Source organism: Hydrogenophaga sp., from assembly GCF_030651625.1.
Taxonomy (GTDB): domain Bacteria; phylum Pseudomonadota; class Gammaproteobacteria; order Burkholderiales; family Burkholderiaceae_C; genus Hydrogenophaga.
The window spans coordinates 1-14,836 of sequence record NZ_JAUSCF010000015.1 but is presented as its reverse complement, the minus strand read 5'-3'; the positions used below and the strand labels follow the sequence as shown (position 1 = coordinate 14,836).

Annotated in this window: 11 protein-coding genes and 1 pseudogene; 4 read left to right on the top strand and 8 right to left on the bottom strand. The window is 63.9% G+C overall.

What is annotated here, in order from left to right:
• Positions 1 to 38 precede the first annotated feature (38 nt).
• From rsmA to Q7V46_RS05645, 3 genes are read right to left on the bottom strand one after another with little or no spacing between them, the layout of a single operon-like run.
• Complete coding sequence (gene rsmA / locus Q7V46_RS05655) at positions 39 to 815, bottom strand: 16S rRNA (adenine(1518)-N(6)/adenine(1519)-N(6))-dimethyltransferase RsmA (protein ID WP_304912547.1); 777 nt, start codon at positions 813 to 815, stop codon at positions 39 to 41.
• A gap of 31 nt (positions 816 to 846) precedes the next feature.
• On the bottom strand, positions 847 to 2,220 hold the full coding sequence (locus tag Q7V46_RS05650; protein ID WP_304912546.1) for a peptidylprolyl isomerase: 1,374 nt from the start codon (positions 2,218 to 2,220) through the stop codon (positions 847 to 849).
• Positions 2,213 to 4,621, bottom strand: coding sequence for an LPS-assembly protein LptD (locus Q7V46_RS05645; RefSeq protein WP_304912545.1), 2,409 nt, complete (start codon positions 4,619 to 4,621; stop codon positions 2,213 to 2,215). Before Q7V46_RS05645 ends, Q7V46_RS05650 begins: the two co-directional genes overlap by 8 nt.
• A gap of 478 nt (positions 4,622 to 5,099) precedes the next feature.
• Between Q7V46_RS05645 and Q7V46_RS05640 the strand changes: the two genes are divergently transcribed.
• From Q7V46_RS05640 to Q7V46_RS05625, 4 genes are all read left to right on the top strand, one after another.
• A complete protein-coding gene (locus Q7V46_RS05640) occupies positions 5,100 to 6,251 on the top strand; it encodes an aminoglycoside phosphotransferase family protein (RefSeq protein ID WP_304912544.1) in 1,152 nt (383 codons plus the stop codon).
• A gap of 187 nt (positions 6,252 to 6,438) precedes the next feature.
• Positions 6,439 to 7,161 (top strand): 16S rRNA (uracil(1498)-N(3))-methyltransferase, encoded by a 723-nt coding sequence (locus Q7V46_RS05635; protein ID WP_304912543.1) that lies wholly within the window; start codon positions 6,439 to 6,441, stop codon positions 7,159 to 7,161.
• Positions 7,162 to 7,251: 90 nt separating this feature from the next.
• Positions 7,252 to 8,427, top strand: coding sequence for an MFS transporter (locus Q7V46_RS05630; protein WP_304912542.1), 1,176 nt, complete (start codon positions 7,252 to 7,254; stop codon positions 8,425 to 8,427).
• Positions 8,428 to 8,481: 54 nt separating this feature from the next.
• The gene (locus Q7V46_RS05625; protein ID WP_304912541.1) at positions 8,482 to 8,988 is read left to right on the top strand and encodes a YidB family protein; all 507 of its coding nucleotides are present in this window, start codon (positions 8,482 to 8,484) and stop codon (positions 8,986 to 8,988) included.
• A 41-nt stretch (positions 8,989 to 9,029) separates the two neighbouring features.
• Here the strand turns inward: Q7V46_RS05625 and Q7V46_RS05620 are convergent, their stop codons facing one another.
• The 5 genes and pseudogenes from Q7V46_RS05620 to Q7V46_RS05600 form a co-directional block, all read right to left on the bottom strand.
• The gene (locus Q7V46_RS05620) at positions 9,030 to 9,884 is read right to left on the bottom strand and encodes an alpha/beta hydrolase (protein WP_304912540.1); all 855 of its coding nucleotides are present in this window, start codon (positions 9,882 to 9,884) and stop codon (positions 9,030 to 9,032) included.
• Positions 9,885 to 9,905: 21 nt separating this feature from the next.
• A complete protein-coding gene (locus Q7V46_RS05615) occupies positions 9,906 to 11,408 on the bottom strand; it encodes a M20/M25/M40 family metallo-hydrolase (protein WP_304912539.1) in 1,503 nt (500 codons plus the stop codon).
• Positions 11,409 to 11,562: 154 nt separating this feature from the next.
• Positions 11,563 to 13,131: a methyl-accepting chemotaxis protein gene (locus Q7V46_RS05610; protein ID WP_304912538.1), complete on the bottom strand. Its 1,569-nt coding sequence runs from the start codon at positions 13,129 to 13,131 to the stop codon at positions 11,563 to 11,565.
• A gap of 46 nt (positions 13,132 to 13,177) precedes the next feature.
• Positions 13,178 to 14,623, bottom strand: coding sequence for a methyl-accepting chemotaxis protein (locus Q7V46_RS05605; protein ID WP_304912537.1), 1,446 nt, complete (start codon positions 14,621 to 14,623; stop codon positions 13,178 to 13,180).
• Between the two features lie 42 nt (positions 14,624 to 14,665).
• Positions 14,666 to 14,836 (bottom strand): annotated as a pseudogene (locus Q7V46_RS05600) (chemotaxis protein); the annotation flags it as partial.

Sequence of the window (14,836 nt, the reverse complement as noted above, 5' to 3'; positions counted from 1 at the left end):
GCGACACTTGTCGCGGCTTTTTCATGCTTGCGGGTTTATTATTTGGTCGCTTGTGCCAACGCGACAAACTCGTGCACGGGCACTTCTTCGGCTCTGCGCTGGAGGTCGAAGTCGCCGTTGTAGCCCCGCTCGTCCAGCCAGCGGCCCAGGGTGTTGCGAAGGATCTTGCGTCGTTGGCTGAAGGCGGTCTGCACCAGGTCGTGGTAGGTCTTGAAATCGATCGCCGGGGGTTGTGCCAGAGGCACCATGCGCACGATGGCGCTGTCCACCCGGGGCGGGGGATCGAAACTCTCGGGTGGCACGAAGAGCACGTTGTCCATGGCGTAACGCCACTGCAGCATGACCGACAGGCGACCGTATTCCGAAGTCGAAGGACCTGCCACCATGCGGTCAATCACTTCCTTCTGCAGCATGAAATGCTGGTCCTGCACCACATCCACATGGTCCAGCAGGTGAAACAGGATGGGCGTGGAGATGTTGTAGGGCAGATTGCCAACGACCCTGAGCTTCTTCGCTTCCAGGCTGTCCGGGTGCATGCCCCTGGCCAATGCGGTGAAGTCCACCTTCAGCACGTCGGACTCCACCACATCGAGCTGCGCATGCGCGCGCAGCCGGACCGCCAGATCGCGGTCGAGTTCAATCACGGTGAGGCGGCCCAGGCGCTCGACAAGTGGCTGGGTGAGCGCGGCCAGGCCAGGACCGACCTCCACCATGGCATCGCCCGGTTGAGGTGCAATCGCCTCGACGATGGCGTCAATCACGGCGGCGTCGGTCAGAAAATGCTGACCAAAGCGCTTGCGGGCGATGTGTTTCATGCCGAAGCAGGTTCGGCGGTGACGAGCCCGCTCACGGCTGCGGCGGTTCCCGGTTTTCAACGTAGGCGCGATTGCGGACTTCGCGTGCCATGACGTCCAGCGCCTCGTTGCCCTTGCGCTCACGCAGCAGCGCGCGCACCTGTTCGCGTTGTTCCTGCTGGCTCCGTGCGGCTTCGCGACGCTCCTCAACCCGAATCAGGTGAACCCCAAAACGCGAAACCACCGGTTGCGAAATTTCGCCGGGACGCAACTGGTTCATCGGCTCCTCGAACTCGGGTACGAACTGCCCGGCCGATGTCCATCCCAGATCACCACCGCCACTGGCCGAACCGTCCTGGCTGTGTTCACGCGCCAGTTGTTCGAAATTTGACTGTCCACTGGCAATCTGCTGACGAAACTGGCTCAGGCGCTCGATGGCCGCTGCCTCTGTGAGCTGTGGACCGGGGCGGAGCAGGATGTGGCGCGCACGGGTCTGTGCCACGCTGGCCTCCGGCAAGCCCGCCAGACGCTTCTCCAGCACCTTGAGCACATGAAATCCGGCCTCGCTTCGCAATGGGCCCGCAATACCGCCCACATTCAGCGCCTGGGTAGAAGCAACGAACAACTCGGGCAATCGACTGGCTTGCCGCAAGCCCAGCACGCCGCCATTCGCGCGCTCGGCGGCATCCGAAAATTCGCTCGCCAGCGCCGCGAAATCACCGCCTGCGCGAGCGCGCCGCGCCACCTCTTCTGCCCGCGCCTTCTGCGCCTGAACCTGCTGTTCGGTTGCCCCTTCGGGCACCAGCAGCAACACATGACCCAGGTTCAACAGCATGTTGGCTGGGTCGCTGGAACGCTGCTGCGCACGCAGGTAGTCGTCGATCTCGGCTTCGGATACCTGAACCCGGGCTTCAAGTTCACGGTCCTGCAGACGCTGCAGAAGGATCTGGTTGCGCAGGTCATTCCTGAAGCGGTTGAGATCCACACCCTCGGCAGCCACGCGACGCCGGAACTCTTCCAGCCCCAGCTGGTTCTGGGCAGCCACAGATTGCTCGGCGCGCAGCAGGGTGGCCTCGTCCACACGGATGCCTGTTTCGGTGGCGTGCTGCAACAGCGCCCGTTCTGACAAGAGCTGCTCAAGCACCTGTTGCGCCAACTGCTCGCGCGGGGGCACCGCAATACCCTGTTGAGCCATCTGTTGCTCGACGCGACGCATGCGTTGACGCACTTCGTTGTTGGTCACCGGCTCGGAGTTCACCAGTGCCACGATGAAGTCGGCCGTGACCGGCACGCCGGGCGCGGTGCGCTGCACACTGGACTGGCTGGGCAGGCGCAGCGACTGGGCAGTGGCGGTGGCACTCCAGAGCAACGGCGCACACAAACACCAGATCGCCAGGCGGGAGAGTTGCGGATGGCGTTCAGTCATAGTTCTGGAAGCGGCTGGGCGGGTTGATTTCTTCACGCAGGTATCGGTAGCGAGGCACCTGATCCTGCAGGGTTTTGAGGGTGTTGGCGCCCACGCGGGAAAAACCGGTGAATTCCAATTGGAACAGGATACGCTGGTTGGAGGTGGAGCGGCTCAGCTGCAGCCGCTCCAGCACCACCCGGCCAAGCCAGCAGCCCGCGTCGTACTCGAACCCAGCCACCAGATCGACGACCTTCTTGTCGGGCACGCTGTAATTGATGCGGCCCACGCTGTACCACTGCCCAGGGCCGAGCGCGCGGCCGGGGACGGGTTCCGGCGTGGGCGAGCCCCAGCCAGACAATGGCCATTGCCAGCCCACGTCCAGCTGCTCGCTCCGTCCGCTCAACTGCCGATAGGCCACGCTCAAGGTGCGGTACGGTGTCGGGTTGTAGCGCGCCCCCACGGTGGTTCGCACCGTCTCCTGGCTCTTGGGGTTGTACTGCAGGTTGAGGTCGGTGGACCAGCGGGGATCCCACTGAACACGCGCAGCAAAGAGCACATCGCTGATGCGCTCTGTCACCGGTGCGCGTCCAGGCAAGGTGACATTCTGGTCTTCGAGGAAGTAGCGTTGGGCGACCCCCAGACGCACAATCTCGCCACCCTTTTCGGGGTCGAACAACCGCGTGTTCACGCCAAGCGTGACAGCCCTTGTGTCGGTGATGCGGTCGTTGCCGCCCAGCGTGTTTTCGGTGAACAGGGTCGAAAGGTTGAAGTTGCGTGCGGCCGAATCAAAGACGGGCAGATCACTTTGATCCCGGTATGGCGTCCAGGTGAAGAAAGCGCGGGGTTCAAGCGTCTGGATGAAGCTGCGACCAAAGAAGCTGGCAGGTCGCTCGAAAATCAACCCGTTGTCCACGCTGAACGTGGGCAGCACCCGCGTGGCATTGGTGCGGCCATTGATGGCCGTGTCGAACTGGTAGCTGGTCGCATGCAATCGGGCCCTGGGCTGGACGAACCAGCCCGGTGTCTGCCAGCGCCGGGTGATTTCAGCGACCGCAAGCGCGCGATCACCACTGGACTTGATCTCCGCTGCGGTGGACGTGGCTTCGATGGAACGCTGAAAGCGGGTCACGTTGCTCTGGATCGACCAGTCCCAGCCCGACAGCCCGGCTATCGTCTCATTGACTCTCTGGTATGTCACCCCGATCGAAGGCAAGCGGTCATACGGTGGCGTGAACCGAGACTCATCATCTTGCAAAGCTTGCCAGGTGTAGGCACCTGCGCTCACTGACCAGGGCCCGTTCGACCAGCCCAGAGCGACATCACTGGGCAAGAGGCGCGAATACAGCGTGGTTCCGGTCCGAGGGAAATCACGCCAGTAGTTGTTGTCGCTCACCCGGTTGAGATTGATCCGGAGACCGACCGGTCCACTGATACCCAGGGGGCTGTTCAACTGCTGCCCGTGCTGAATGGCATAGGCCCAGCGATCCGTGTCGCGCAGGCGGTCCGAAGGCATGTAGGCGGCCCGCACCTGACCGGTGTAGGTTGGCTGCAGATAGCGGAATTCCCCACCCAGATCGACCCCCCGCTTGCTCATGACAGTGGGAGACAGCGTGGCATCAAAGTTGGGCGCAAGGTTGAGGTAATAAGGCGCCGTCACCTGTGTACCGCTCTGGCTGTCGATGCTCAGGGAAGGTGGCAACGCGCCCGACTTGCGCTTGTCGCTCAGGGGGAAGCTCAGATAGGGAGCCGCCAGGAACGGCACGCCCTTGAACTCCAGAACGGCCCCGGTGGCCGTACCAACCTCTTCCACGTTGTCGAGCTCGATCTTGCTGGCGCGCACCAGCCAGTCTGGCGCCCAGCGCACGCCAGGCGTGCGCGGACAGGTGGAATACCGTGCGTCGTGCGCCAGCAGTTTGTCGTCCCCAAGGAAATCGACCCGCCTGGCTTCACCGAAGCCATCGTTGCGTGGCATCGAAAAAGAAGGTGCCTCGAAATAGCCCTCTTTGGTCTGGGTATTGATCTGCAGCTCGGGGCCCTCGAAACGGTCACCGTTGCGATTGATCAACACATTGCCTTTGGCCTTGGCGTCGTTCGTGGCCCGGTCAAATTCGAGCCGGTCGGCCCGGATCACCGTGTCGTGGCGACGCAACTCGGCGGCTCCCTCGATCACGGTGAGACCGTCCGTCTTTCCTTCGATCTGATCGCCTGAGACGAAAGTGGGCGTCAGGTCCCCCACTTCAGGGGGCAGGTTTTCCTTCATCATTGGGCTGGCCTGCAAGCGCACAGACGACGAGGCACTTTGCGGCTCGTCGCCGGATTGAGCCATGGCGACCGGGAGGCAGGCGCTGCCCAGCGCCAGCACCGACAACACGCCCTGAAGGCTTCGCGCCAGCGGGGTGGGCTTGAAAAAGGCCCCCACGCTCCACCGCTGCGCGGGTCGCTGCCCCCCAAGGGGGCTGACCTTGCTTGGGGCGGCCCTGCGCTGCGGTCTGATTGCCCCCACGCTCGCCCGCTGTGCGGGTCGCGGCCCCTCGAGGGGGCTGGACCCGCCTTGGGGACGGCCCGGCTGCTGGCCCTCTGCTCCCACGTTCCACCGCTGCGTGGGCGGGCCGGCAACAAGAAATGCGCTGATCAACGCCTTGATCGCAGGGGAGCGGTGCTTGTCTGTGTTGGCGGGTTTCAAGGCGGTCTGTGGCAAGTGGCGGCCGGCGAACACAGGACGGTGACGGCTCGGTTGCTTGGCATCGGCGGACCTGGGTTGCGGCAACGCACCACAGAAACCGCCGGGCGTCTGGTTTGTAAAATCGAACCGATTATCCTATGTCCCATCTCTTTCGCACCATGGCTCGCGCCATGCCTCAATGCCCCTGATTCCGATGCCCTCTGCGAAAGAAGCCATGCCCCCCATCGACGCAGTGTCCTGGCCCGATGCCCAGCGCAAAATCCACTTCGATCACTGGCTGAGGGCGCTGCCCGGCGAGCATGGGTTGCGACCCGACACGCTGCGCCCGGCATCGGCCGACGCGAGCTTCCGGCGGTATCTGCGCATCGACACCAGCGTCGGTGCCAGCCGCATCATCATGGACGCGCCACCCGAACACGAAAACTGCCAGCCTTTCGTGAAGGTCGCGCAACTCATGCAGGAAGCCGGCTTGCTGGTCCCTGAAATTCTGGCCTGGGACGAGCATCAGGGCTTCATGCTGCTGAGCGATCTGGGGCACCAGACGCTGCTGGACGTGATCGACCCGGCGAATCCACAGGCCCACCATGCCCAGTACATGGCCGCCCTGGACAGTCTGCTGGCCTGGCAGCTCGCCAGCCGAACCGGCGTTCTGCCCCCCTACGACGAAGCCTTGCTGCGCCGCGAAATGCAGCTGTTCCCGGACTGGTACCTGCAGAGGCACCGGGCGTTCGAGCCAGCTGTGGAACAGGCGCAGACATTGCAGAAAGCATTCGACAGCATCGTCAAACGCAACCTCGCCGCACCCTCGGTCTACGTTCACCGCGACTTCATGCCGCGGAACCTGATGATCCCCCATGCTCCGCCGTTGCACGGGTCGCTGCCCCCCAAGGGGGCTGATTCGCCTTGGGGCGGCCCGGCGGCGAATCGCTCCAGTTCAGCGCAGCAGCTGGGTGTCCTGGATTTCCAGGACGCCGTGTACGGCCCCATCACGTACGATGTGGCCAGCCTGATGCGCGATGCCTTTCTCACCTGGGAAGAAGACTTCGTGATCGATGTGACCGTGCGTTACTGGGAGAAGGCGCGAAAGGCCGGCCTGATGGACTTTGAAGACTGGCACAGCGACTTCGGTGCCTTTTACCGGTCGGTCGAATGGATGGGCCTGCAGCGGCACCTGAAAGTGGCCGGCATTTTTGCCCGGCTGACGCTGCGCGATGGCAAACCCAAGTACCTCGCCGACACGCCCCGGTTCATTCACTACATCCGCAACACCGCCCACCGGTACCGCGAACTCGGGCCGTTTCTCAAGCTGATCGATCAGGTCGAGGGCCTGGAGGCGGCGTCGGGTTTCGCTTTCGGGCGGGTCTGAAACCGCTGCGCATGTAGTGTCCTGTCCCGTAAATAACTTGCATATGAAACCGTGCCTTCACACCCATGGCTGCGTTGCAAATCCTCGCGATAGCACAGGCTATCGCTGCGGTTTGCGCCTTGCCCTGGGCGCGAATTCATCAGTTTCATTTCATGCAACTGTTTGCGGGACAGCACACTAGCCCGCCATGCCCCGGTTTCATTGTCCCGTCACGCTGCAAGCTGGCCAGAACCTGAGCCTGCCTGCCAACGCGGCGCGCCACGTGCAGGTGTTGAGGATGCAACCGGGCCAATCCATCACCCTTTTCAATGGCGACGGCGGCGAATGGGACGCCACCCTCACCCGCATGGGGCGCAGCGAGGTGGAGGCCATGATTGGCTCACACCACGCGATCGATCGCGAACCGAAGCGGTCGGTGCACCTGGCAGTGGGCATGCCGGCGAACGATCGCATGGACTGGCTGGTGGAGAAAGCCACAGAGCTGGGTGTGGCCAGTGTGCAGCCACTTCACACCGCGCACAGCGTACTTCGCCTGAACGGGGAGCGCGCAGCCAAAAAGCAGGCGCACTGGCAGTCTGTGGCTGTGGCGGCGTGCGAGCAATGCGGCGGTAACCGCGTACCCGTGGTGCATGCGGTTGCCGATCTATCCGCCTGGCTGGCTTCTGCGAGCACACGTCACCTTTCACGTGCCATCCTTTCCCTGGCGAGCGGTACACAGCCTTTGAGCGCCTTCCTGGCGGATTCGCCTGCATCCCAGGGCCTGCTCTTTCTCAGTGGGCCTGAGGGCGGACTCAGCGCAGGCGAAGAGGCAATGGCAAGCACGGCGGGCTTCAACCCGGTGAACCTGGGGCCCCGTGTCCTGCGAGCGGAAACCGCCGCATTGGCGGCATTGGTCGCCGCTTTGCATTAGCCAACCCCTGTTTCGCCTGCGAAAGCTGGCCTGCCCTTGCGACAACCACATGCCGAGGGACCTGTCAGGAGGTTGTATAAACGGCGACTTATGAATAAAAATCTCTGGCTGCTGGCCACCGCACAAGGCCTGTTCCTGACCAACAACGTGGTGTTCATTGCCATCAATGGCCTTGTCGGGCTGTCGCTGGCGCCGCTGGGGTGGATGGCCACGCTGCCGGTGATGGGCTATGTGGTGGGGGGCGCCTTGTCCACGCCGCTGGTGGCGCGCACACAGAGTGCGCTGGGGCGCAAGGCATCTTTCCAGATTGGTCTGCTAGTGGCGTTTGTGTCTGCCTTGCTGTGCTTCTGGGCGGCGTTCACGTCCAACTTCTGGATGTTGGTGGCGGCGACGGTGATCGCGGGCTACTACAGTGCCAACGGTCAGCTCTATCGCTTCGCGGCCGCCGAACTCAGCGTCCCGGCGTTTCGCGAAAAGGCCGTGTCGCTGGTGCTGGCGGGAGGCCTGGTGGGAGCTGTGCTCGGACCCAACCTGGCGAGCCGCACCCGCACGCTGTTTGAGGTGCCCTTCGCGGGCGCCTACCTGGCGCTGGCCGTGGTGGCGCTGGTGTCGATGGGGGTGATGGTCTTCATGCGGTTTCCACCGGTGCCCCCCAAAGTCCCCGGCGCCGACGCCGGTCGTCCCTTGTCGCAGATCATGAAGCAGCCGGTTTTCATCGTGGCCACTGCTGGTGCCGCGCTGGGCTATGGCGTGATGAACCTGTTGATGGCGGCCACGCCACTGGCGATGCAGGTTTGCGGCTTCCCGTTCGAGGACGCAGCGCTGGTGCTGGAGTGGCACGTGATCGGCATGTTCGCACCCGGCTTTTTCACGGGCCACCTGATCAAGCGCTTCGGCACACTCACCATCATGGGAGTGGGAGTGGTGCTCAACATCGCCTGCATTGCCATCGCGCTCTCGGGCGTGGAGCTGCACCAGTTCCTGATTGCGCTGTTCCTGCTGGGTGTGGGGTGGAATTTCCTGTTCACCGGCAGCACCACGTTGTCGCTTCAAGCCTACAGACCTGAGGAAAAGGACCGCGCGCAGGCAGCAATCAACTTTTTCGTTTTTGCCACCATGGCCCTCACTTCGTTTGCTTCGGGTGCGTTGGTCACCACCCAGGGTTGGCAATGGCTGAACGTGGGTTCGCTGGTTCCGGTGGCCCTGACTGGCGCTGCCCTGGTGTGGCTTGCATGGCTGCGTCGCCAGGCCCACAATGGCGCTTGAGGCGTGGCCAGCCGGCGCACGGGCTTCCGTACACACCACTCATGGGGAACGCACATGGGACTTCTGGATGCATTGATTGGCGCGGCTGGAAACGCCACACGATCACCCGGCGGGACGGCTCGTGCGGGGGATGCGGCAGGAGCCACCGGCGGGCTTGATCCACAGGTACTCATGGGCATCGTGATGGCCCTGATCAACCAGGCAGGCGGATTGCAGGGACTGCTGGCCAAACTGCAGGCTGGTGGTTTGGGTGAGGCATCGCAGTCGTGGGTGGGCACGGGTGCCAACCGGCCGGTATCACCCGAACAGCTTGGCAGCGCACTGGGGCCTGACCTGATCGCCATGATCGCCCGGCAGATGGGCGGCAACACGCAGCAAGCCTCCAGCACCATGGCCGAACTGCTGCCCGAGTTGATTGACCGCCTGACGCCACAGGGTCAGCTGCCTGCCGACAACGGCCTCGGCGCATTGGGGGCGCTGCTGGGTGGCGGTGCCGGCGGCAAAAGCTCCGGAGCAGCCGATCTCGTCGGCGTGCTTGGCGGTTTGATGGGCAAGCGCTGATTCGTCTCTGACCAGCCCGCCAACCAGGACGAATCAACTGTTCAAGCGGCGGGCGCCTGGCGGTCCAGCCAGCCCTGAAGCGCCGCAAACACCGGCGAAGGATCGGCTTCGTTGAATATCTCGTGATACAGGTCCCCGAAGCATTCGCTGGTCACCAGCTTGCCAGGCGCAGTTGAGGCAAAACGGCGACTGCCAACGGGTGCGACCAGCTTGTCGGCACCGGCGTACATCAGCAAGGTGGGCACCTTCCACTCAGGCGCGGCGGCCAGTACCTTGGGACCGTTGCCGTCAATGAATCTGGCCAGCCGCGCGGTGATGCGGTCGTGCACGAGACGGTCCTTCTTGTAGGCGTCCACCGTGGCGGCGCTGTGCGAGATCTTGCTGGCATCGAGCCCGTTGGACAGGGCCAGGTTGGGCGCAAAGCGGTACAGCAGGTCAATGACCTTGAGCATCAGGGGACCGATGCCCGTGGCCAGCGCCGGCGATGAAAGCACGAGACCGTCCACCGGTGCCATGGCACGCTGCACGAAAGTGGAAGCCACCAGCCCACCCATGCTGTGGCCCAACAGGATCAGCGGACACGACCAAGGCTCGGCGATGTGGCGACGGGTGTCGTCAAGCACCTCGGTCAGGTCGTCCAGCAGGGCGTCGTCGTATGGGAGCACGCCTCGTCCACCACCGGATTCCCCGTGCCCGCGCTGATCGTAGGCCCGCACGAGGAATCCCCATTCGTTGAGCCGGTTGGCCACCGCGTCGTAGCGCCAGGCGTGTTCGCCCAGGCCATGCACGATCAGCACCACGGCGCGTGGACGCTGGCGCGAGGGCAAGGGCCAGTCGTAGATGGCCAGGTTCAGGCCGTCGCGCAGGGTGAAAGGGGCCTGGGTGGTGTCGGACATAGGCGGGATCGAAAGCGCCAGTCAAGGCATGCGCGCAATCACCTGGGCCACCGAGGCGGTCAGGCGCTGTGCGTAGTCCAGATGCAGGAATTCGTTGGGGCCGTGGGCGTTGCTCTTGGGACCGAGCACGCCGCACACCATCATCTGGGCGGTGGGGAAGCCCTTGCTGAGCATGTTCATGAGCGGGATGGTGCCGCCCTGACCAATGGTGCCGCAGCCCGCACCGTAGTGAGCCTGCGAGGCATCCTGCAGCGCCTGCTCGAACCACGACATGGTGGCGGGAGCGTTCCAGCCGCTGGCCGCACCTTCGCCTTCGAACGTGACCCTGGCCTGGTAGGGCGCGTTGTCTTCGAGCAGCGCCTTGAGTTCTTGCACCGCTTGGGGTGCATCGACCAGCGGTGGCAGGCGCAGGCTCAGTTTGAACGCGGTGTAGGGCCGCAGCACATTGCCCGCGTTCTGTAACGTTGGGAAACCTTCGGCGCCGGTGACCGACAGCGTCGGGCGCCAGGTGCGGTTGAGCAGCGCGTCCACCGGGTCGGTGGTGGTGGGCAGCGCGAACACGCTCGAGCCTCCGCAGTCGTGGTGTGCCCAGGGGAAGCGTTTGTAGATCTCGTCACCCAGGATAGCGGCCGTGGCGCGCGCCTGCTCGATGCGCTCAGCCGGCACTTCGCAGTGAAAACTGGCCGGCAACAGCCGCCCGGTGGCGCTGTCTTCCAGCCGGTCGAGCACCTGGCGCATGATGCGAAAGCTCGAGGGCACCAGCCCCGAGGCATCGCCGGAGTGAATGCCTTCGGTGAGCACTTCCACCTTGAGCACGCCGCTGGCCATGCCGCGCAGGCTGGTGGTGAGCCAGAGCTGGTCGTAGTTGCCGGCGCCGCTGTCCAGGCAGATGACCAGCCCGACATCGCCCAGGCGGGTGCGCAGCGCATCCACGTACGGCAGCAGGTCGCCCGAGCCGCTTTCTTCACAGGTCTCGATCAGGCCGACGATGCGCGGGTGCGCCACGCCCTGGGCCTTGAGGGCCTGCACAGCGGCGATGCTGGCGTACACCGCGTAGCCGTCGTCGGCGCCGCCACGGCCATAGAGCTTGCCATTGTCGATCTTGGGCGTCCACGGGCCGAGGTCGCTGCGCCAGCCGGTGAATTCGGGCTGCTTGTCCAGGTGCCCGTACATCAGCACGGTCTGGCCGGAGGCCGGTGCGGGTGTGCCGTCTTTGCCTGCGCAGGCGGGCAACTCAAAAAACAGCACCGGCGTGCGCGCCTTCCCCTGCGCATCGTTCAGCCGGATCACTTCCAGCGTGAGGCCCTCCACCTTCTGCGCAGTCACCCAGGTGGCGGCGGATTGCAGCACCCGGTCCAACAGCCCGTGCGAAGCCCAGTCAGGATCAAAAACAGGGGATTTGGCAGGCACTTCGATGTAGCGCTGCAGTTCGGGGACGATGGTGCGGGACCAGGCTTCGTCCACATGGGACTGAAGAGACTGAGGGTCCAGCAGCGAAGCAGAAGCAGGCAAACGGGCGTTCATGGCATCAACCTTCCAACAGAGGCGCGGGTGGCGCCAGCGTGGGATCAAGTATAGGCAGACCTGCCCGGCACTGCACTCAGCACCGCCACACCAATCGAAAAAAGCGGGTGCCTGTCGCCAGGCACCCGCAGACGAAGGCAGCGACTTTGCTCTTTCAGGCCGCGCTGAGCCTGAACGTGCCCACCACTTCGGTGAGCTTCCTGGCCTGTTCTTTCAGGCTTTCCGCAGCGGCCGCGCTTTCTTCGACCAGTGCGGCGTTTTGCTGGGTCATCTGGTCCAGATGGCCCACAGCCGTGTTGACCTGGCCAATGCCTTCGGACTGTTCGTTGGCGGCGGTGGTGATGTCGCTGATGAACACCGACACCTTGTCGGCGTTGGCCACGATTTCGCCGATGGTGCTGCCTGCCTCGGCCACCAGGCGCGAACCAGCGTCCACCTTGTCCACGCTGCTGGCAATGAGCCCCTTGATTTCCTTGGCGGCTTCTGCGCTGCGCTGTGCCAGGTTGCGCACTTCGGCCGCCACCACTGCAAAGCCCCGGCCCTGCTCACCAGCCCGCGCGGCTTCCACCGCAGCGTTCAGGGCCAGGATGTTGGTCTGAAAGGCGATACCGTCGATCACGCCGATGATGTCGCCGATCTTCTTGCTGCTCTGGTTGATCTCTTCCATGGTGGACACAACCTGACCGACCACCTTGCCACCGCGCGCGGCCACCTCGGCATTGGCCACCGCCATCTGGCTGGCCTGTCGCGCAGCATCGGCACTGTGGCGCACGGTGCTGTTGATCTGTTCGATGCTGCTGGCGGTCTGCTGCAGGCTGCTGGCGGCCTGCTCGGTGCGAGAAGACAGATCCTGATTGCCTGACGCGATTTCGGCGCTGGCGGTGCCAATGCTGTCGGTGGTGGCCCGTACCTCCCCCACAATGCGCGCGAGTGAAGACTGCATGCCACCCAGCGCATTCATCAGCGCAGTGAGCTCATCTTTTCCCTGCGCGGTGACGTGCTGGGTCAGATCACCTTGTGAGATACCCTCGGCCAGGCGCTGGGCCTGGTCCAGTGGTTGGCAGATGCTTTGCATGTTCGCCAGCGTGGTGGGCACCACCACCAGCGCCGCCAACGCGACGGCGACACCGAACCACAAGATCGTGCGGTCGCTCGTGGAAACCAGTTCGTTCTGCACTTCTGCGGCTTCCGTCGAGATGATGGCCTCGACCTGCTGGACCAGCCCGAGGATGGCTGCGTAGCGTTCGTGCGCACGACCCAGCATGCGGTTGGCCACGGTGGCCGAGTCGTAGGCCTCACCCTGAATCTGTACCACCACCGGCTGCACCGCGGCCACGTAGTCCCTGAGTTGCTGCTGCACCTCCTGCAGCACGGCGTTGTCTTCGTCCGCTTCGCCCTGCAACATGCTCGCAAGCTGCTCGTTGGCCTGCTTCACGGCCGTTTCCCAGCGCATGTTGGACAAAGAGAGTTGTTCGGGCGATTCGTAGTGAATGACCATGTCTTTCTCGAAGCGGCTCATGTCCCCCAGCGCCACGCGCAACTTGGACAGAGCCACCGTTTCCTGAAAAGCATGGTCAACAAACTCGTTGCCCAGGTGCGCCATGCGCTGCATGCCCCACAAGCCGGCACCGCCCACGATGAGCAGCAAGGCCAGCACGACACCGATGGCGCCCAGCATGCGTTGGCGTATGGAGAAGAGGCGCATCAACGATTGCAGTCCCATGATGTGATCCGTTTGGTTTGAGGTGGAAGGATGGTCGGCTATGCCATCAGGCACTGCGCAGCGTCGGCATGGTTTTGAACACCTGCGTCACCTGTGTCAGTCTCAGCGCCTGTTCCATGAGGCTTTCCGCCGCCGCACTGCTCTCTTCGACCAGCGCTGCGTTTTCCTGGGTCGCCTGATCGAGGCGATTGATGGTGGTGTTGATCTGGTCAATGCCACCCGACTGCTCGGCCGTGGCCGAGGTGATGTCGGCAATGTTGCTTGCAACGCGCTGGGCATTGGCCACCACTTCGTCGATGGTGCTGCCTGCCTCGGCCACCAGGCGCGAACCGGATTCGACCTTGTCCACGCTGCTGGCAATCAGTACCTTGATTTCCTTGGCGGCCTCGGCGCTGCGCTGCGCCAGGTTGCGCACCTCTGAAGCCACCACCGCAAAGCCACGTCCCTGCTCTCCGGCGCGGGCGGCTTCCACCGCAGCGTTCAGGGCCAGGATGTTGGTCTGGAAGGCAATACCGTCGATCACGCCGATGATGTCGCCGATCTTCTTGCTGCTGTGGTTGATCTCGTCCATGGTGGCCACGACCTGAGCCACCTCGCGGCCCCCGCGCGCAGCCACTTCAGCGTTGTTCACAGCGGTCGCGGTGGCCAGCCGGGCCGCATCGGCGCTCTGCCGGGCAGTACTGTTGATCTGAGCCATGCTGGCGGCCGTCTGTTGCAGGCTGCTCGCCGTCTGTTCGGTGCGCGAAGACAGGTCCATGTTGCCGGTTGAGATTTCGCGACTGGCCGATTCGATGAAGGCGGTGGAAGCCTGCACCGCAGACACCACCGTGTGCATGCGCAGCAACGCCGATTGAAGCGCCTGGGCGCCGGGTGCCGAAACCGACAATCCGCCCACATCCAGGGAAATGCCATCCGGTTGATCCACCGAACTGACCAGACGCGAGAGTTCGGCGCCTTCGCGCGCGGTTTTTCCCATGGCCACCGCCAACACCACTTCCAGCCCGGTCTGGATCACCACATAGGCCGCATGCAGCATCACGCGCCAGAAATTGGCTTCGGTGGTGCAATAGAAGCCAAAGCCGGCCGCCTGCAACCGGTCAAACAACACGTGATGCACCGCAAACAATGCCGCAGCGAACACGATGGGTCGCCAGTCCAGGTACACCAGCAACAGGGCCAGCGTGACAAACACCCCGAAGTGAAACTCCAGTTCACCGCGCGCCAGCTGGATGTGCAGCGCCACCAGCGCCACCAGGGCAAAAGTCAGCACCAGGCGCGAAGCCAGGGTGCCACGGCCCAGCATGTAGGCCGCCACGCCAACGCCACCCAGAACCAGCGCCCCCACCACCCCCAGCGTGGGCTCGTAGTACAGAAAGCCGATCACCACCGCAGCCAACGCGCTGAGCGCAATCGCCGCCAGCATCACTCGGTCGCCGAGCAAAGCCTGTGCATTCTCGCGAGGCATCCGGGTGTGCGTGGTGTGGGTGCTCATGGTGGACTTTCTGAAGCTGTCGAATGATGGGTTCAGCCGATGTCAGGTGGTCAGCACCCGACCGTCCAGCCGGAAGATCTGAATGACCTGAGCCAGGCGCTGAGCCTGATCCTTCAGGCTCTCTGCGGCGGCCGCACTCTCTTCCACGAGTGCCGCGTTCTGCTGCGTCATCTGGTCCAGCTGCGTCACCGCCACATTGACCTGGCCAATGCC

Excerpts from the sequence above, each read along its gene's own strand:
- rsmA (WP_304912547.1), bottom strand. The coding sequence starts at position 815 with ATGAAACACATCGCCCGCAAGCGCTTTGGTCAGCATTTTCTGACCGAC.
- Q7V46_RS05650 (WP_304912546.1), bottom strand. The coding sequence starts at position 2,220 with ATGACTGAACGCCATCCGCAACTCTCCCGCCTGGCGATCTGGTGTTTG.
- Q7V46_RS05640 (WP_304912544.1), top strand. The coding sequence starts at position 5,100 with ATGCCCCCCATCGACGCAGTGTCCTGGCCCGATGCCCAGCGCAAAATC.
- Q7V46_RS05635 (WP_304912543.1), top strand. The coding sequence starts at position 6,439 with ATGCCCCGGTTTCATTGTCCCGTCACGCTGCAAGCTGGCCAGAACCTG.
- Q7V46_RS05630 (WP_304912542.1), top strand. The coding sequence starts at position 7,252 with ATGAATAAAAATCTCTGGCTGCTGGCCACCGCACAAGGCCTGTTCCTG.
- Q7V46_RS05625 (WP_304912541.1), top strand. The coding sequence starts at position 8,482 with ATGGGACTTCTGGATGCATTGATTGGCGCGGCTGGAAACGCCACACGA.
- Q7V46_RS05620 (WP_304912540.1), bottom strand. The coding sequence starts at position 9,884 with ATGTCCGACACCACCCAGGCCCCTTTCACCCTGCGCGACGGCCTGAAC.
- Q7V46_RS05615 (WP_304912539.1), bottom strand. The coding sequence starts at position 11,408 with ATGAACGCCCGTTTGCCTGCTTCTGCTTCGCTGCTGGACCCTCAGTCT.
- Q7V46_RS05610 (WP_304912538.1), bottom strand. The coding sequence starts at position 13,131 with ATGGGACTGCAATCGTTGATGCGCCTCTTCTCCATACGCCAACGCATG.
- Q7V46_RS05605 (WP_304912537.1), bottom strand. The coding sequence starts at position 14,623 with ATGAGCACCCACACCACGCACACCCGGATGCCTCGCGAGAATGCACAG.